Here is a 17,038-nt window from a genome sequence, read left to right as displayed (position 1 = left end):
AAGGAGGCCCAGTTGAGGCGTTTAGTGTCCATGGTGATTCACCGCGGTGACCGCGCCGAGGTGCGAGAAACTGCGGCGGTGCTGCGTACCCTTCTGGAGGCCGAGGGTTTCGAAGTGGATACCAGCGAAACGCCCGCGGGTGCACGCGGTGCCGAACTTATCTTGGTGATGGGCGGGGACGGTACCATCCTGCGTGGCGCCGAGATTGCTCGCACGGTGGGTGTACCCATCCTCGGAATTAACTATGGTCATCTGGGTTTCCTTTCGGAAGCCGAGCCTGACGAATTGCCCACGGTCGTGGCACGAATTGTGCAGCGTGACTGGCAGGTGGACGAACGCATGACCATGGGACTGCGCGTCACGCTGCCGGATGGCACCGTGACCACCAACTGGGCGCTGAACGACGTATCGATTGAAAAAAGCCCCTCCTCCCGAATGATTGGCGTGAGCTTCGCGGTGGATCAGCGTGCCGTATCCGCATTTCGCGCGGATGGTCTGGTATTTTCCACCCCCACCGGGTCCACCGCCTACAACTTCTCCGTGGGCGGCCCCGTGGTGTGGCCGGACGTGGAAGCCATGATTATTGTGCCCATCGCCGGGCACACCCTATTCAGCCGTCCCCTTGTGGTTAGTCCGAACTCTGTCGCCGGGGTGCGCATCACCGAGGAGGAAGCCGTGGTGTGGTGCGACGGCCGCCGCTCCATTAATGCGCCGGCGGGCACAGAAATCCTAGCCACCAAGGGAGAAACATCCATTAAGCTGGCCCGGCTCGGCTCCACCCTGTTTTCCGAGCGACTAGTGAAAAAGTTTCATCTTCCCGTGCAGGGGTGGCGATCCGAGGGGGCCGCGTGATCGAGCGTGTACGTATCACCAACCTGGGCGTCATTGAGGAGGCCGAACTGCCGCTGGGAGCCGGCCTCACGGCGCTGACGGGTGAAACGGGCGCCGGCAAGACAATGGCAATCACATCCTTCCAGCTACTGCTCGGCGCAAAAGCGGATCCGTCGAAGGTGCGGGTTGGGGCCCGCGAGGCAACCGTGGAGGGCACCTTTGTGATCGACCCCGATCACCCCGTGGTGGCGCGCGTACGGGAAGCGGGCGGCAGCGTCGACGTCGAGGACGGGCGTGCGGTACTGCTCGCCGCGCGAGTGGTGCCGGCTACCGGGCGGTCCCGAGCATTTTTGGGCGGACGATCCGTCCCCACCGCACTGCTCAATGAAGTCACCTCCCAGTTGGTGACCATTCACGGGCAAGCCGATCAGCTGCGCCTAGCCGGGCCCGCACAGCAGCGAGCAGCCCTGGACGCCTACGGTACGGAGATCCGGCGAAAGATAGAGAAATGGGCCGCGGCATATTCGGCGTACACGACGGCACAGGACAAGCTCGATGCATTCAACGCCTCCGTGGCGAAGGCCGCCGAACGTCGGCTGGCAGCGCGCGCCCTCTTGGACAAGATCGACGCCGTTGCCCCCGAGGAGGGAGAGGATGAGGCGCTCCGAGCAGAAGCGCGTGAGCTAGAAGGAGCGGAAGACCGCTACGACGCGCTTTCTGCGGCAGCCTCGGCCCTGACTGGTTCGGACGTGGAGGAACAGCCGGCGGCCGCCACGATAGCGGCAGCACTCGAGAAACTGAGCGGCGTAGATTCGACGGCGGGGCTGCGCGAGCGGCTCGAATCCGTAGCGGCGGAAGTGACGGATATCGGTGCCGAATTAGCGGATCTCGCGGCCCATAACGAGGCGCAGCCCGAACGCCTCGCCGCCATCTACGCCCGGCGGCAGGCCCTTGCCGGACTGCGCAAGGACATCGGCATGGATATTCCCGAGGCGCTGGCGGCTGCTGAACGCGCTCGTGCGGATCTGGCCGCACTGGGCGATCCGGAAGAAACACGGCAGCAGCTGGAAGCCGAATTGGCTGCGGCTGATGCGTCTATGCACGCCGCCGGGGCCGCGCTCACGGCGGCGCGCACCGCCGCTGCCACCGCCCTCGCGCAAGCGGTCGAAGCCGAATTACCCGCGCTCTCCCTCCCGGATGCGCATTTTGATATTGCTCTCACGCCCACTGAACCGGGACCCAGTGGAATGGACTCCGTCACGTTCCGGCTCGCATCTCACCGTGGTGCGCCTCTCGCGCCGCTCGCCAAGAGCGCGTCGGGTGGTGAGCTCTCACGCATCATGTTGGCCCTTGAAGTGGCCCTTGCCGCGCGCTCCGGCCATGCCCACCAAACCCTCATTTTTGACGAGGTGGATGCCGGCGTGGGCGGGCGCGCAGCGCTGGCCGTGGGTGCCCGATTGGCGCGGCTAGCCAAGGTAAACCAGGCCATCGTGGTTACCCACCTGGCCCAGGTGGCTGCCCACGCGAGCACCCACGCCGTCGTCGTGAAAAAGACAACGAAAGGCATGGCCAAAACCGCGGTTCACGAGGTGACCGGAGAAGCACGTCTTGAGGAATTGGCGCGTATGCTGGCCGGCACCGATACGACACTGGGACGCGCCCACGCCGCTGAACTCCTCGCCGAGGTAAGTGTGGCACGATAAATCCGTGGTATTTCATCTCGGTAAGCGACATGAGGAGCAGCCCGACGGCGCAATCGTGGGCTCGGCGCGCGTGGACCCCCGAACCAAGAAGCTCACGCGGCGCCTCCAAGAAGGCGATATTGCCGTCATCAACCACGTGGATCTGGATCGGGTAGCAGCCGAAAGCCTCGTGGAACGCAAACCAGCCGCCGTACTGAACGCGGCTAAATCGACCTCGGGGCGCTATCCCAACCTGGGACCCGGAATTCTTAATGAAGCCGGTGTGCCGCTCATTGACGATCTGGGGCCGGCCGTCATGGACCTGCGAGATGGCGACCGTGTTGAGGTGGATGAGAACGGCGAGGTGCGCAGAAACGGGGAGGTGATCGCGGCCGGCACCGTACAGACCGCGGAAACTATTGCGCGTGCGGCCAAAGAGGCGCAGGCGGGCATGGCCACACAGCTCAAGGCGTTCGCCACGAACACGCAGGAATACATCGGCCGTGAAAAGGACCTCATCTTTGATGGCCTCGGGGTGCCCGATATTCGCACGAAGATTGCCGGGCGCGACGTCCTCGTGGTGGTGCGCGGATACCGCTACAAGGAGGATATTGCGGCGCTGCGGCCCTACATTCGTGAGTACCGGCCACTGCTCATCGGCGTGGACGGTGGTGCGGACGCGATCCTTGAGACCGGATACAAGCCGGACATTATTGTGGGGGACATGGATTCGGTATCCGATCGGGCGCTACTGCGCTCCGGTGCGGAGATCGTGGTGCACGCATATCGTGACGGGCGTGCGCCGGGCAAAAAGCGGGTCGAGGACCTGGGCGTGCCCCACGTGGTGTTCCCCTGCACGGGCACCTCGGAGGACGTGGCCATGCTGCTCGCCAACGCCAAGGGGGCACGGCTGATCGTGGCCGTGGGTACGCACAACACGCTCGTGGAATTCCTGGACAAAGGCCGCAGCGGCATGGCGTCCACCTTCCTTACGCGCCTGGCCGTGGGCGGAAAACTCATTGATGCGAAAGGCGTTTCGCGGCTTTACCGCTCCCGCATCTCCAACGGCATGATTGCCCTGCTGGTGGTGGCCGGCCTGGCGGCCGTCCTGGTGGCGCTTGCCTCCACCACCACCGGCCGGCTCACGCTTAGCCTCATCGCCACATGGTTGGGCGACGTGTGGCACTCGCTGACGAATTTGTTCTAGAGGACGTTCATGGTTGATTTTCGCTATCACTTGGTTTCGCTGGTGTCCGTGTTTCTGGCGCTGGCGGTGGGCATCATTCTTGGGGCGGGGCCGCTGCAGGGCTCGCTCGGTAACGAACTGTCCGGGCAGCTGGATTCACTGCGCGCCTCCCGGGACGACATGCGCACCCAGCTGGACACGGCGAATGCGCAGCTCGACGCCGCCAACACGGCCGTGCTGGCCGCCGGCGAGCAACTGACCGCCGGCACGCTTAAGGGGCAGCGCATTGGCTTCGCTGTCACCCCGGATGCCTCCGATGAGGATATTCAAAAGGTACAGCAGGAAATCACGAAGGCCGGTGGATCCGTGTCCGGTGTGGTCTCCTTGACCGAGGCGTTCTCGGATGCGGCCACAAGCTCCTACCGCTCCACGATCGCCGATTCGCTCACGCAGTACCTGACGGACGTGCCGGACAACGCCAGCACGGAGGAGACACTGGGGCGGGCCGTGGCCACCGCGCTGCGTGGGGACCCTTCGGATTCCAACGTGTCCGCGATCCTGACCACGCTCTCGAGCGGGGATAATCCGCTCATTCAAACGGCGGCTACCCCCAAGGCTGCGGCTACGGCCGTGGTGCTGGTGACGCCGTCCCTTCCGGCCGATACGTCGGATACGTCCACAACGCCCAGTGCGGATGCCAGCGCGGCGGCGCTCGAATCCGCCAACGCCACCACCTACCGGGCTGCCTTTGCGGGTATGAGCGCGGTTGGGCCCTCCGTGGCTATCGGTGGCGGCGATGATGATCTGCTCGCTGCTATTCGTGGTGAGGGGAGCGGCTCCACGGTGGATTCGCTCGGCACGGATACGGCCACCATTAATACCGTGCTGGCACTTGGCGCGGAGCTGTCCGGCAAGCATGAGGCTCTCGGCTCAGAGAAGGGCGCCGACGCCGCTATCGGGACGCGGTACACGCCGTCCGCAGAGTCCTCGTCCAAGTGAGGTTTACACGTACGCGTGCCGTACTGGGCGCGCTCACGGGGGCGGCGGTTGGCCGGTGGGTCAGCCATGCCCTCCCGGGCGCCGAGTGGACACGGGTGGCGGGAGATGGCCGCACCGTGGGACTCGGTGAAGGCATCGCGGCCGCCATGGGCGTGGTAGCGGGCGCTGCAGCCGCCGGTGCGTCGGGCGGCTCGTTCGCGGCGCTTGCCGGTGCCGTTGCGGGTGCCATTGACGACCACTGTGAGGATCGGTTCCCAGCGGCCGCAAAGGGATTCAAGGGGCACCTAGGGGCGTTGCGGCACGGTCAGCTCACCAGCGGTTTGGCGAAAATCTGCATCATCGGTACGGGCGGCGCACTGGCGGCAGCCGGGATGAAACGGTCCGGTTCGGGGCTGATCCGCACCATGACGTGGGGCTGCCAGGCCGCCCTTATTGCAGGCACCGCGAATGCGGTCAATCTTCTCGACCTTCGCCCAGCTCGAGCGCTCAAGGGCGCGGGCGCGCTGGCTCTGCCCCTCACGCTCGCCACAGCTCCCACCGGGCCGCTGGCCGGCGCTGTCCTCGCAACCGGTGCTGTCTGTTTCCCGGAGGATGCGCACGGCACAACCATGCTCGGCGACCTGGGTTCGAACGCCCTCGGCGCTACGCTGGGATACGCGCTTGCCGCCGCGCCGGCGGGCGTGCGCTGGCCGGCACTCGTCGTCGTCGTCGCACTTAATGCGCTCTCGGAGCGCTACTCCTTCAGCCGAATCATCGCTTCCACGCCGTGGCTGGCGGCACTCGACCGATGGGGACGCGGGGCAGACGCGTGAGATCGCTGCGTCGGGCGGCACTATCGGCCGCCGGATCCATCGCTGCGCTGACTCTGCTTTCGCGCCTCATCGGGTTCGTGCGCGTATGGGTGCAGAACTGGGCGGTGGGTGCCACCGAGGCCGGGGAGGCTTATTCCACCGCGAACACGGTGCCCAATGTGCTCTTTGAGGTGGTGGCTGGCGGCGCGCTGGCGGCTGCCGTCATTCCGCTGGTATCCGGTTTCCTCGCCAGGCAGCTACAGGACGAGGCCGACCGCACCGTCTCTGCTCTACTCACGTGGGTGGTTGCGCTAACGGTGCCGATGGCGCTGCTCCTCACCGCGGGGGCCAACGCCGTTGTGACTGTGCTGCTACCGGCCGCGAAGCCCGATGAAATGGCGCTGGGCGCCACTCTGCTGCGCACTTTTTCCTGGCAGGTTCCACTCTACGGGCTGGCCGCCGTGTGCACCGGCGTATTGCAGGCGCACCGGCATTTTGTCCTCCCGGCACTGGCTCCGGCGCTCTCCTCCGTAACCGTCATTGCCGCATTTGCGGTGTTTCAGGCGGTAGCCGCCGGCCAGCAAGCCCATCCGGCGGCGCTGTCCACCGCCGCCGTTTACGTGCTGGGGTGGGGAACCACGCTCGGCGTCGTGGCATTTTCGCTGCCGCAGCTCATTCCTGTCCTGCGCCTCAGCAGGGTTCGCCCCACCCTACGTTTTCCCGCCGGTGTGGGCAGGCGTGCGGCAACACTGGCCGCCGCCGGTATCGGCGGCGTGGTGGCGCAGCAGGTGCAAATTGTGGCCATTATGGTGTTCGCCAACGCGCGCGGGGATGTGGGCACCTATCCGGTCTACACGTTTGCTAATCAGGTCTATATGGTGCCCTATGCGGTGCTGGCGGTACCCATTGCCACCGCCGTGTACCCGCGGCTGGCCGAAGCCGCCGCGCTGCCGGGGCGGCCGGGACTGGCACGCCTCACCGCGGCATCCACCCGGCTGGTGGTGGACGTGGGGATTCTCTGTGTGGCACTGCTTGCGGCCGTCGCCGTGCCGGCAGAATACGTATTTGCCGTGGTACGTCCGGTGGACGGCATGGCCCACGCCCTGGTGTGCATGGCACCCGGGCTGCTCGGCTATTCGCTCATTTACCACTGCTCCCGTGTACTGTTCGCCACCGATAGACCCCGTGCTGTGGCGGCCGTCAACGTGGGTGCCTGGTTGGGAGTGGCCGCCGTGGTGGCCGGATACTGGCTGGCCGGAACGCAGGGGCGCGCGAGTGTGCTGACGGCTATCGGCGTCGGCATCAGCGTTGGTATGAGCGTGGCTGCCGTGGGCCAACTCTGGGCGGTGCACCGGGCTGTGGGACACCGGGCACTCGCCGGTGTGGGGCGTTCCGCACTTATTATGGTGCCGGCCGCAACCGTGGCGGGCTTGGCCGGATGGTGGGTAGCCCGGTGGATTCTGACGGCGATGGGCCATTCGGTGCTCGGCGCGCTGATCGCGGCTGGAGCTGGCGGCATACTCACGCTTGGGCTGGGCGCCGCCACCATCGTGGGGCTGGATCGTAGTGCGCTGACGGGCACGCGGCATCCCGAGTTCGGGGCACCAAAGTCACTAGAGGTGAAGCATGGAACTGAAAGATGAATTCGCACCGCACCACGCCCGTCTGCTCTCCCATGAGGAGCGTTTTCACGGTGCGGTGTCACGGGCGTGGGTGGACAACCTGGAACTTGCCACGACGGGCGCGCGAATGAATCGCGAATGGATGGAGCGTCACGACGGCGTGGCGGTCATGGCCGTGCGCGGCGGGACGGCCGGCCCCGAAATGCTACTTATCCGGCAGTATCGCCATCCGGTTCATGCGCTACTCTGGGAGATTCCGGCCGGCATGCTCGATGTGGAGGGCGAGGCGCCCGAAGCCGCAGCGGTCCGCGAGTTGCGTGAGGAAGCCGATTTAGTGGCCTCCCACCTCACATTCCTGTGCACGTTCTTTTCCTCGCCCGGCGCGGGGAACGAGCGCTTGACGTGTTACCTTGCCGAGCATTCCACCCGGGCCGAGGAGCCCTTCCCGCGCGTGGATGAGGAAGCCGAGATCGAACGCCGGTGGGTGCCCGTGAGCGAAGTTTTGGAGGGCGTGCTGGAGGGTCGGTTGTCCTCGCCCACGCTGGTTACCGCTGTACTGGCGTACACCGCGCGGTCCTCACGACGCCGTCACCCCGGGCATTCCGTGGAATAGGGGCACTCGCCTACGTGAGGCCGTGCCGCGGCGTCGTACAGCGCCACGCCGTTCACGAAACGTAGACACTCCGACCCGTCCACATTGTTTTCGCAATTGCTACGTTGCTAAAATGGGGCGAGCTGAGAGGAGACTCAAATGCCGCGAGTTGCTGTTGATGAACGCACACGGGACCGCATCCTCCGCCTCATTGTTGAGAACGGACCAATTACCTCCACTGAGCTGGCTCAGATCACCGTGCTCACACCCGCCGCTGTACGCAGACACGTGGCGCACCTGGAACGTGCCGGCCAGATCGAGGAATATACGGCCCACGTATCCGATCATGCGCGTCGAGGACGTCCAGCGCGGAAGTATGTGGCCACGGATTCCGGGCAGTCGGTCCTGGGGGATGCGTGCGGATCCCTGGCGAACCGAGTATTCGATTTTGTGCGGCAGGAACTCGGCCCGACGGGCGTAGAACAATTCGCGCAGAAACGGGAAGCGGAACTGGTGACGCGCTACGGCGGCGTCGTCGAAAAAGGAGGCAACTCTCTCCGCAAGCGCGCACAGGCGTTGGCGCGGGCATTCACCCAGGACGGATACGCCACGTCGGTTCGGCGCGTGGCGGGTACCACCACCCTCCAGCTCTGCCAGGGACACTGCCCTATTCTCGAGGTGGCCGAGCACGTACCAGCATTATGTGAGGCAGAAACGCGTGCCGTGGGGCGCCTTCTGGATACGCACGTGCAGCGGCTTTCGACCATTGCCGGCGGGGCACACGTGTGCAACGTGTCGATTCCGGGTGGCGCGCCAGTGCGACGCACAACCGCCTAACCGCCGCATAGAAATGCGGGCCTATCCGCCCCGCCGCCGTTGGGAGAGGCGCGGGTGGGCGCCAGGAAACGTATCGGGGCGGCATGCTCCGGCACTGCAGAAAGGATGAACATGACACAGACTCGGCACGAGGCTGCCGTAGCTGATGCCGTACGCGAGCAGGACGAGGCTATTGCATCGCTCTCCGGCGCCTACGAATTCGGCTGGCATGACTCCGACGAGGCGGGGGAGAGAGCTAGGCGCGGGCTTGACGAGTCCGTGGTTCGCTCCATCTCCGCGGCGAAGCACGAACCAGAATGGATGCTCAAGCGGCGCTTGCGAGCGCTCAAGCTATTCGAGCGGCGCCCGATGCCCACGTGGGGTGCAGATCTTTCCGGCATCAATTTCGATGATTTCAAGTACTTTGTGCGCGCCACCGATAAACAGGCCAAGGACTGGAACGAGCTGCCCAGCGATATTAAGACCACCTATGACCGGCTGGGTATTCCCGAAGCGGAAAAAGAGCGCCTGGTGGCCGGTGTGGCGGCTCAGTATGAGTCCGAGGTGGTCTACAACTCCATCCGTGATGATCTGGCTGCCCAGGGCGTTATTTTCGTGGACACGGATACGGCGCTGCGTGAGCACGAGGACCTGGTGAAGGAGTACTTCGGCACGGTTATCCCCGCCGGAGACAACAAGTTCGCCTCCCTCAACACGGCGGTGTGGTCCGGTGGTTCCTTTGTCTATGTGCCGAAGAACGTGCACGTGGAAATCCCGCTGCAGGCCTATTTCCGCATCAACACGCAGGCGATGGGCCAGTTCGAGCGCACGCTCATTATTTGCGACGAGGGCTCCTCGGTCCACTATGTGGAGGGGTGCACGGCGCCGATCTACTCGGAGGATTCGCTGCATGCAGCCATCGTGGAGATCGTGGTGAAAAAGAACGCGCACTGCCGCTATACGACGGTGCAGAACTGGTCCAACAACGTGCTCAACCTCGTGACTCAGCGCGCCGCGGTTGAGGAGGGTGGCGCGATGGAGTGGGTGGATGGCAACATCGGCTCGCGCATCAACATGAAGTACCCCTCCTGCATGCTCCTGGGAGAGCACGCGCATGGCCAGGCGCTTTCGGCCGCATTCGCGGGCCCGGGTCAGCATCAGGACACCGGCGCGAAGATGTACCACATGGCGCCGAACACCACCTCGTCCATCGTGTCCAAGTCCATTTCCCGTGGTGGCGGGCGCTCCGCCTACCGCGGTCTCGTGGAGATTTCGGAGGACGCGCACGGTTCGAAGTCCAATACGGTGTGCGATGCACTGCTGGTGGATGACATTTCCCGCACCGATACCTACCCCTACGTGGACGTGCGCACCGACGACGTCGAGATGGGACACGAAGCGACGGTCACGAAGGTGAGTGAGGACCAACTGTTCTACCTGGAGCAGCGTGGCCTCTCCGAGCAGGAGGCCATGGGCATGATTGTGCGTGGTTTTGTGGAGCCCATCGCACGCGAATTGCCCATGGAGTACGCCCTGGAGCTTAATCGGCTTATTGACCTGCAGATGGAAGGGAGCGTCGGCTAATGGAGGCCACGCAATTGAAGCATTCGGACCGATCGGACCGGCTCACCTCATTTGACCCGGACGATTTCGCGGTGCCTCGCGGCGGCGACGATGAGGAAAACTGGCGGTTTACGCCGATGGACCGGGCCGCGCCGTTCGTTGAAGCCTCGCAGGATATGGCCCCGGCACACGTGACCGTAGAAAACGCGGATAACGTCACGATTGAGGAAGTGGGGCGCGAGGATCCGCGGCTTGGCACCGTGGGGCGTCCCGACGACCGTGCTGCGGCACTGGCCTGGGCGGCGTTCCGCACCTCGCATGTGGTGACGCTTGGTGAGCACGCCGACGCCGTTCTACGGATTGACGCGCCCACCGGCATGAGCGCGGTACACACCTTCGTGGACGTGCCGAGCAGAGCCAGTGGCGTCGTGGTGCTTGAGCATACGGGCGCCGGCAATCTTACGGAAACCGTGGAGGCGCGCGTTGGGGACGACGCCGATGTCACCATCGTCTCCGTCCAGGAGCAGGAACCCAGCGGCGCCATGCACTCCGCTCAGCGCCTGAGCCTGGGGCGTAACGCGAAGCTCCGGCACATTGTGGTGACCATTGGCGGCAATTTTGTCCGTGTTACCACGCAACAGACCTTCGAGGGCGAGGGCGCCGAGTCGAATCTGCTGGGTGCCTACATTACGGAGGCGGGCCGCCACCACGAACACCGCGTATTCGTGGACCACAAGCCGGCCCACTGCAAGTCCCGCACCACGTACAAGGGTGCGCTGGCGGGGAAGGACGCCCATTCCGTGTGGGTGGGTGACGTCCTGATTCGGGCGGATGCTGCCCAGACGGACACGTATGAGCTCAACCGCAACCTGGTGCTGACCGATGGCGCGCTGGCCAACTCCGTGCCGAACCTGGAGATACTCACCGGTGACATCGTGGGGGCCGGGCACGCCTCGGCCACCGGTCGTTTCGATGAGGAGCAGCTGTTCTACCTCGAGGCCCGCGGTATTCCGGCCAGCGTGGCGCGCCGCCTGGTGGTGCGTGGTTTCTTCGCAGAACTGGTGGATCAGATTGATGTGGCGCCGGTGCGGGAGAAACTCATGGGTGCCATCGAGCGGGAACTGGATCTGGGGGAGGACGCGTGAGCCTGCAACGTGCATGCGCCACCACCGAGGTGGAGCCGGCTGCCGCCACACAGGTGACGCTGACGGATGGGGCCGGGAAACAAATCCTCGTGTGCGTGGCCAGAGATTCGGATGGAACCTGGCACGCCATTGGCGATACCTGCTCCCACGCCCGCGTCTCTCTCTCAGAGGGTGACGTATTCGACCATGAGATCGAGTGCTGGAAACATGGCTCCAGCTTCGATCTTTTCACGGGTAAGCCCAATTCCCTTCCCGCCGTCAAACCAGTACCAGTTTTTGCGTTGGAGATTTCCGGCGCGGACGTCCTTGTGGACGTTGACCACACCATTTAAGGAGCCAGCATGGCAACACTTGATATTAAGGATCTACACGCCTCGGTCATCACCAAGGAGGGTGAAGAGAAGCCGATTCTCCACGGGGTTAACCTCCACATTGGGGACAATGAGATTCACGCGATCATGGGTCCCAACGGTTCGGGCAAGTCCACCACCGCCTACACGGTGGCCGGCCACCCCAAGTACAGGGTCACCTCGGGCAAGATTTACCTGAACGACGAGGACATCACGGACATGACGCCGGACGAGCGGGCAAGGGCCGGCCTGTTCCTGGCCATGCAGTACCCGGTGGAGGTGCCGGGTGTATCCGTCACCAATTTCCTCCGCACGGCCAAAACCTCGATTGACGGTCACGCACCCAAGCTGCGTGAGTGGACCTCGAAACTCAACGAGGTGACCAAGACCCTCCGGGTGGATTCGGACTTCATCAAGCGTGACCTCAACGTGGGCTTCTCCGGTGGTGAGAAAAAGCGTACCGAGGTGCTCCAGATGGAGCTACTCGAGCCCAAGATCGCGCTTCTCGATGAGACAGATTCGGGCCTGGACGTGGACGCGCTCCGCGTGGTGTCCGAGGGCATCATGGATGTGCACCAGCGCACCAAGAACTCCATCCTTCTCATCACCCACTACAACCGCATTCTCCAGTACGTGAAGCCGGATTTCGTGCACGTATTTGCTCACGGGCAGATTGTTCGTACCGGTGGCCCCGAGCTGGCCGAAGAACTGGAAGCCAACGGATACGACGAATACGTGGAGGCCTAGGTGCTAGCGCCGCGTAGTGATTTCCCTATTTTCTCCCGGCGGGTGAACGGGCACCGGCTCGTCTACCTGGATTCCGGGGCCACCTCTCAGCGTCCCCGCGCGGTGATGGACGCCATGGTTCGTTTTGATAGCGAAACCAATGGTGCGGTCAAGCGCGGCGCGCACACGCTCGCGGCCGAGTCCACGCTGGCCTTCGAGGACGCGCGGGCCACGGTGGCCGCCTTCGTGGGGGCGGACCCGGGGGAGATTGTGTGGACCTCGGGTTCCACCGCGGCGCTCAACCTGCTCGCCTATGCCTGCTCCAACGCCTCACTGGGGCGTGGGGAGGCGCTCGCCGATTCGGACCACGCCGGCGCCTATGATCCGGCGCTGACGGAGAAGTTTCGCCTCGCACCGGGTGATTCCATCGTCACCACCCGTGCTGAGCATCACGCAAACCTGGTGCCGTGGCAGGAGCTGGCGGCCCGCACGGGGGCCACGTTGCGCTGGCTGGACCTCGATCCCGAGGGGCGCATTGACCCGGCCACACTGGACCGGATTGACAGCACCACCAAGATTGTGGCCTTCACGCACGTGTCCAACGTGACCGGTGCGGTCTCGCCCGTTGCCCAGATCGTGGCGGCGGCGAAAGCGGTGGGCGCCATCACGGTGCTGGATGCGTGTCAGTCTGTGCCACACATGCCGGTGAATGTCCATGCGCTGGACGTGGATTTTGCCGTCTTCTCCGGCCACAAGATGCTGGGACCCACGGGGATTGGCGGGCTCTATGGGCGCCGCGAACTGCTCAATGCCCTGCCTCCGTTCCTCACGGGTGGTTCCATGATCAAACTGGTCACCATGGAGCGCACCACCTTTGCGGCGCCGCCCGCCCGCTTTGAGGCGGGCACCCAACCGGTGGTGCAGGCCATCGGGTTGGCTGAGGCGGTGAGCTACCTGGAGAAACTCGGCATGGAAAACGTGGCCACCTCGGAGCGGGCTCTCACCGCGCGCACGCTCGCCGGCATGGCGGAGATACCGGGCGTGCGGGTGCTCGGCCCCGCGGATGGGGCGAACCGCACCGGCATTATCGCGTTCACCGTGGACGGTGTGCATCCCCACGACGTCGGTCAGGTGCTCGACGCCGCCGGCGTGGCCATACGTACCGGTCATCACTGCGCGCAACCTATCCACGCGCACTTCGGCGTGACGGCGTCGAACAGGGTGTCCTTCGGTCCCTACAACGACGTCGACGACGTGGCCGCGTTCTTGGATGCGCTTGCGGGGGTGCGTGCGTACTTTGGAGTGGAGAAGTAATGAGTGATATGGATGAGATGTACCAGGCGATCATTCTTGACGCCGCGCGGGAGCGGAGCGGAGAGGAGGACCTGGCGGATGCCGAGGGCGAGAGTTTCCAGATGAACCCCGTCTGCGGGGATCGCATCACCGTCAAGGTGAAGCTGTCCAAGGACGGTAGCCGGGTGGAAAAACTCGGCTGGCAGGGGGACGGCTGCTCTATTTCGCAGGCCTCGATTGGCATCATGCATGACCTGGTGGAGGGCAGGTCCATTGACGAACTGGCGGATCTCTACGCCACGTTCCGCGAACTCATGGACTCGCGCGGGCATGATTTAACGGCGGAAAAAATGTCCGCGCTGGAGGATGCGGCCGCTTTTGAGGGAGTGGCTAAATTCCCCATGCGAATTAAGTGCGCGCTGCTCGGTTGGATGGCTGTTCGCGACGCCACCGATCAGGCCCTGGCAAGAAGGGAGAGAGGCGATGAGTGAGGATGCGGTCACAGACTTCACCAGGAAGGTGGAGGAGGACGTGGATCCGAATGTTGTGCTCGAAGCACTCAAGGACGTCATTGACCCGGAGCTGGGCATCAACGTGGTGGACCTGGGACTGGTGTACGGCGTCACCACGGATGGCACGGACGCGACCATTGACATGACGCTCACATCGGCTGCATGCCCGCTCACGGATCTTATTGAGCAGCAAACGGCTGCGGCCACGGAAGGGATTGTCTCTTCGGTTCAGATTAACTGGGTGTGGCTGCCACCGTGGGGACCTCAGCGCATCACCGATGACGGCCGGGATATGCTCCGCGCGCTGGGCTTTAATATCTAGCGCACGGCGGGCCCGCTAGGCTACCAGTGCCTGCGCCAGCAGCACGCCGGTGGCCGCCACGGCAATAAACCCGGTGGCGCCGGTCACCCCCACCGCCATGCCGGCTCGGCGATTCATTGATTCGCCCCGGTGGTGGAGCCGTGCCTGCTCGCGGCCCAGCGCCGCCGCCCACCACACGAAGGCCAGTGCCGCCACGCCCCACGCGATGAGCCGTGCGGGCACGGAGTCCGCCACGGCAGCAGCCACCACGCTGGCTGCCATGACCACCACCAGTACCCGAAACGCACGCGGTGCCGGAGCCGGTGAGACGCGGCGTGCGCCAGGCACGGGCGGATTCGATCCGATCCCCGTGGCGCTGCCCATGATCGATTCGGCGTCGTCCGTTATGGCCTTGTGTTCCGCATCGCGCATGCCACCAGTATGCCGCGCGGTAGAGTTGCCGGGATGATTACCGCCAATGACCTCAGTATCCGCATTGGAGCCCGCGCGCTCCTTTGTCACGCCACGTTCCAGATTGCCAAGGGGGACCGGATCGGGCTGGTGGGGCGTAACGGTGCGGGAAAAACTACGCTCATGAGGCTGCTTGCGGATGATCCGAACGCCTCCACGCTGGTGGAGCATGAGGGTACGGTGGGGCGCGGCGGTTCGATTGGTTATCTCCCGCAGGATACGCATGTGGGCAACGGCCAGGAGCGTGTCCGTGATCGCATTCTTGAGGCGCGTGGAATTGGTGCGCTGCTTCGCCGGCTGCGCAAAGCCGAACATGAGATGTCCACGCTGAGCGGGGCGAAGCAGGAAAAGGCCATGGAGCGCTACGTGCGTATCAATGACGAATTCACGGCGGCTGGCGGTTACGCGGCGAATGCGGAGGCGGCCCAGATGGCGGCGGCGCTGGGGCTGGCCGAGCGTCTCCTCGACCAGCCGCTGGACACGCTCTCCGGTGGGCAGCGGCGGCGCGTGGAATTGGCGCGCATCCTCTTTTCTCAGGCCGACACCCTGCTGCTGGACGAGCCCACCAACCACCTGGACCATGATTCGATCGTGTGGCTGCGAGATCACCTCAAAACGTATGCCGGCGGGTTCCTGGTGATTTCCCACTCGGTGGAACTACTGGAGGATACGGCCACGGCAATCTGGCACCTGGATGCGAACCGGGGCGTACTCGATCAGTACTCCATGGGGTGGAACGCCTATCTCAAGCAGCGTGAGACGGATGAGCGGCGCCGTCGCCGCGAGCGCGCGAACGCGGAGAAGAAGGCGGCGCAGCTGCGGGCGCAGGCGGAGAAACTTCACGCGAAGGCCACGAAGGCGGTGGCCGCCCAGCAGATGGCGCGCCGCGCGGAGAAACTGCTTGAGGGGCTCGAAGAGGTGCAGCAGGAGGATCGGGTGGCGAACCTGCGTTTCCCGGATCCGGCCCCGGCGGGCCGCACCCCGCTGCAGGCGAAGGGCCTGACGAAAACTTACGGGTCGCTTGAGGTGTTCACCGGTATCGATTTGGCCATTGATCGTGGCAGCCGTGTGGTGGTGCTGGGGCTCAACGGCGCGGGTAAAACCACGCTTCTCAAGATTCTGGCCGGCGTGGAGCAGCCGGATTCGGGTGACGTGATCCGCGGGTATGGCCTTAAGCTTGGCTACTACGCTCAGGAACACGAAACAATCGATAACGACAAGACCGTGGTGGACAATCTCCGTTTCGTGGCGCCCCCGAACCTTGACGAGACGGGCCTGCGTTCCGTGCTGGGTTCCTTCCTTTTCTCCGGGGCCGACGCCGACAAACCCGCTGGCGTGCTCTCCGGCGGTGAACAGACACGGCTGGCCCTGGCCATGCTGGTGGTGAGTGGTGCGAACGTGTTGCTGCTTGACGAACCAACCAACAATCTTGACCCGGCCTCCCGTGACGAGGTGCTGGCCGCGCTTGCCAAGTATGAGGGTGCGGTAATCCTGGTCTCTCACGACGAGGGTGCGGTGGCCGCATTGAAGCCTGAGCGCGTGCTACTGCTGCCCGATGGGGATGAGGATCTCTGGTCAGAGGATTACCTGGATCTCATCTCGCTGGCATAGGGTCGGGACGTGAAAACGCTCATTCTCATGCGGCACGGGCTGGCCGGCGGCGGCGCCTCAGATTTTTCCCGTCCGCTCACCCCGCACGGCAGGGACCAGGTACGCGTCCAAGCGCCGCGCCTGGAGAAGTTCACTCCGATTGACCTGGCGCTTGTCTCGGGCGCCACGCGTACGCAGGAAACATGGGAGACGCTTGCGCGCGCGGGTATCAAAGCCGGCGCGGTGCGTGTAGAACGGGACCTCTACAGTGCGGGGTGGCGCGACGTCGTCGCACTGGTGAAAGCGACCGCGGGGGAGGCGGACACCGTACTGGTGGTGGGTCACGAACCCACTATGAGTGCGGCCACCGCGCTGCTCGCGGCCCCGGATTCGCCCGGTGTGACCGCGGGATACGCGAGCTTCTCGACGGCCACCTTCTCCGTGGGGCGCCTGGTGACCGCGGAGGACTGGACGGACCTGGACGCGCGGATGCTTCGGGTCGACGCCGTGGTGCGGCCGGGCATCTGAGTGGGCGATGCGCCCGGGCACCTTATTCGCGCGCGGGCAA

General features: G+C 64.6%; 18 protein-coding genes. 17 read left to right on the top strand and 1 reads right to left on the bottom strand.

Translation table 11 applies throughout. From position 1 onward, the window contains the following. The first annotated feature begins 12 nt into the window (after positions 1 to 12). From EIH27_RS03120 to EIH27_RS03050, 15 genes are all read left to right on the top strand, one after another. A complete protein-coding gene (locus EIH27_RS03120; RefSeq protein ID WP_241152947.1) occupies positions 13 to 852 on the top strand; it encodes an NAD kinase in 840 nt (279 codons plus the stop codon). Next, the gene (gene recN / locus EIH27_RS03115) at positions 849 to 2,534 is read left to right on the top strand and encodes a DNA repair protein RecN (protein ID WP_124039509.1); all 1,686 of its coding nucleotides are present in this window, start codon (positions 849 to 851) and stop codon (positions 2,532 to 2,534) included. Before EIH27_RS03120 ends, recN begins: the two co-directional genes overlap by 4 nt. Before the next feature lie 4 nt (positions 2,535 to 2,538). Further along, entirely contained in the window at positions 2,539 to 3,720 is a 1,182-nt protein-coding gene (gene steA, locus EIH27_RS03110) for a putative cytokinetic ring protein SteA (protein WP_124039508.1), read from the top strand. Positions 3,721 to 3,729: 9 nt separating this feature from the next. Then, a complete protein-coding gene (locus EIH27_RS03105) occupies positions 3,730 to 4,698 on the top strand; it encodes a copper transporter (RefSeq protein ID WP_124039507.1) in 969 nt (322 codons plus the stop codon). Next, complete coding sequence (locus EIH27_RS03100) at positions 4,695 to 5,510, top strand: hypothetical protein (RefSeq protein ID WP_124039506.1); 816 nt, start codon at positions 4,695 to 4,697, stop codon at positions 5,508 to 5,510. The genes EIH27_RS03105 and EIH27_RS03100 overlap by 4 nt, the downstream gene beginning before the upstream one ends. Further along, a complete protein-coding gene (gene murJ / locus EIH27_RS03095; protein ID WP_241152946.1) occupies positions 5,507 to 7,132 on the top strand; it encodes a murein biosynthesis integral membrane protein MurJ in 1,626 nt (541 codons plus the stop codon). Before EIH27_RS03100 ends, murJ begins: the two co-directional genes overlap by 4 nt. Beyond that, the gene (locus EIH27_RS03090; RefSeq protein ID WP_124039504.1) at positions 7,116 to 7,724 is read left to right on the top strand and encodes an NUDIX domain-containing protein; all 609 of its coding nucleotides are present in this window, start codon (positions 7,116 to 7,118) and stop codon (positions 7,722 to 7,724) included. The genes murJ and EIH27_RS03090 overlap by 17 nt, the downstream gene beginning before the upstream one ends. A gap of 138 nt (positions 7,725 to 7,862) precedes the next feature. After that, the gene (locus tag EIH27_RS03085) at positions 7,863 to 8,540 is read left to right on the top strand and encodes a helix-turn-helix transcriptional regulator (protein ID WP_124039503.1); all 678 of its coding nucleotides are present in this window, start codon (positions 7,863 to 7,865) and stop codon (positions 8,538 to 8,540) included. A gap of 111 nt (positions 8,541 to 8,651) precedes the next feature. Beyond that, a complete protein-coding gene (sufB, locus tag EIH27_RS03080) occupies positions 8,652 to 10,103 on the top strand; it encodes a Fe-S cluster assembly protein SufB (RefSeq protein ID WP_124039502.1) in 1,452 nt (483 codons plus the stop codon). Further along, a complete protein-coding gene (gene sufD / locus EIH27_RS03075; RefSeq protein ID WP_124039501.1) occupies positions 10,103 to 11,227 on the top strand; it encodes a Fe-S cluster assembly protein SufD in 1,125 nt (374 codons plus the stop codon). Before sufB ends, sufD begins: the two co-directional genes overlap by 1 nt. Further along, positions 11,224 to 11,559: a non-heme iron oxygenase ferredoxin subunit gene (locus tag EIH27_RS03070; protein ID WP_124039500.1), complete on the top strand. Its 336-nt coding sequence runs from the start codon at positions 11,224 to 11,226 to the stop codon at positions 11,557 to 11,559. Before sufD ends, EIH27_RS03070 begins: the two co-directional genes overlap by 4 nt. Positions 11,560 to 11,568: 9 nt before the next feature. Further along, the gene (gene sufC, locus EIH27_RS03065; protein ID WP_124039499.1) at positions 11,569 to 12,324 is read left to right on the top strand and encodes a Fe-S cluster assembly ATPase SufC; all 756 of its coding nucleotides are present in this window, start codon (positions 11,569 to 11,571) and stop codon (positions 12,322 to 12,324) included. Next, a complete protein-coding gene (locus EIH27_RS03060) occupies positions 12,325 to 13,617 on the top strand; it encodes a SufS family cysteine desulfurase (RefSeq protein WP_124039498.1) in 1,293 nt (430 codons plus the stop codon). Next, complete coding sequence (sufU, locus tag EIH27_RS03055; protein ID WP_124039497.1) at positions 13,617 to 14,087, top strand: Fe-S cluster assembly sulfur transfer protein SufU; 471 nt, start codon at positions 13,617 to 13,619, stop codon at positions 14,085 to 14,087. Before EIH27_RS03060 ends, sufU begins: the two co-directional genes overlap by 1 nt. Beyond that, the gene (locus EIH27_RS03050; protein ID WP_124039496.1) at positions 14,080 to 14,430 is read left to right on the top strand and encodes a metal-sulfur cluster assembly factor; all 351 of its coding nucleotides are present in this window, start codon (positions 14,080 to 14,082) and stop codon (positions 14,428 to 14,430) included. Before sufU ends, EIH27_RS03050 begins: the two co-directional genes overlap by 8 nt. Before the next feature lie 15 nt (positions 14,431 to 14,445). On the opposite strand, the gene EIH27_RS03045 is transcribed toward EIH27_RS03050, so the two are convergent. Further along, positions 14,446 to 14,841: a hypothetical protein gene (locus EIH27_RS03045; RefSeq protein WP_124039495.1), complete on the bottom strand. Its 396-nt coding sequence runs from the start codon at positions 14,839 to 14,841 to the stop codon at positions 14,446 to 14,448. Positions 14,842 to 14,874: 33 nt separating this feature from the next. Between EIH27_RS03045 and EIH27_RS03040 the strand changes: the two genes are divergently transcribed. Both EIH27_RS03040 and EIH27_RS03035 read left to right on the top strand, forming a co-directional pair. Beyond that, positions 14,875 to 16,491 (top strand): ABC-F family ATP-binding cassette domain-containing protein, encoded by a 1,617-nt coding sequence (locus tag EIH27_RS03040; protein ID WP_124039494.1) that lies wholly within the window; start codon positions 14,875 to 14,877, stop codon positions 16,489 to 16,491. A gap of 9 nt (positions 16,492 to 16,500) precedes the next feature. Further along, complete coding sequence (locus EIH27_RS03035) at positions 16,501 to 16,998, top strand: SixA phosphatase family protein (protein WP_124039493.1); 498 nt, start codon at positions 16,501 to 16,503, stop codon at positions 16,996 to 16,998. Positions 16,999 to 17,038 lie beyond the last annotated feature (40 nt).

This window comes from Neoactinobaculum massilliense, from assembly GCF_900604955.1.
GTDB lineage: Bacteria > Actinomycetota > Actinomycetes > Actinomycetales > Actinomycetaceae > Neoactinobaculum > Neoactinobaculum massilliense.
The sequence above is the reverse complement of the archived record's forward strand: the minus strand, read 5'-3'. Positions and strand labels throughout refer to the sequence as shown.

Coding starts and splice junctions, on each gene's coding strand:
- sufB (WP_124039502.1), top strand. CDS start 8,652: ATGACACAGACTCGGCACGAGGCTGCCGTAGCTGATGCCGTACGCGAG.
- EIH27_RS03040 (WP_124039494.1), top strand. CDS start 14,875: ATGATTACCGCCAATGACCTCAGTATCCGCATTGGAGCCCGCGCGCTC.
- EIH27_RS03105 (WP_124039507.1), top strand. CDS start 3,730: ATGGTTGATTTTCGCTATCACTTGGTTTCGCTGGTGTCCGTGTTTCTG.
- sufC (WP_124039499.1), top strand. CDS start 11,569: ATGGCAACACTTGATATTAAGGATCTACACGCCTCGGTCATCACCAAG.
- EIH27_RS03090 (WP_124039504.1), top strand. CDS start 7,116: ATGGAACTGAAAGATGAATTCGCACCGCACCACGCCCGTCTGCTCTCC.
- EIH27_RS03050 (WP_124039496.1), top strand. CDS start 14,080: ATGAGTGAGGATGCGGTCACAGACTTCACCAGGAAGGTGGAGGAGGAC.
- sufD (WP_124039501.1), top strand. CDS start 10,103: ATGGAGGCCACGCAATTGAAGCATTCGGACCGATCGGACCGGCTCACC.
- sufU (WP_124039497.1), top strand. CDS start 13,617: ATGAGTGATATGGATGAGATGTACCAGGCGATCATTCTTGACGCCGCG.
- EIH27_RS03045 (WP_124039495.1), bottom strand. CDS start 14,841: ATGCGCGATGCGGAACACAAGGCCATAACGGACGACGCCGAATCGATC.
- EIH27_RS03085 (WP_124039503.1), top strand. CDS start 7,863: ATGCCGCGAGTTGCTGTTGATGAACGCACACGGGACCGCATCCTCCGC.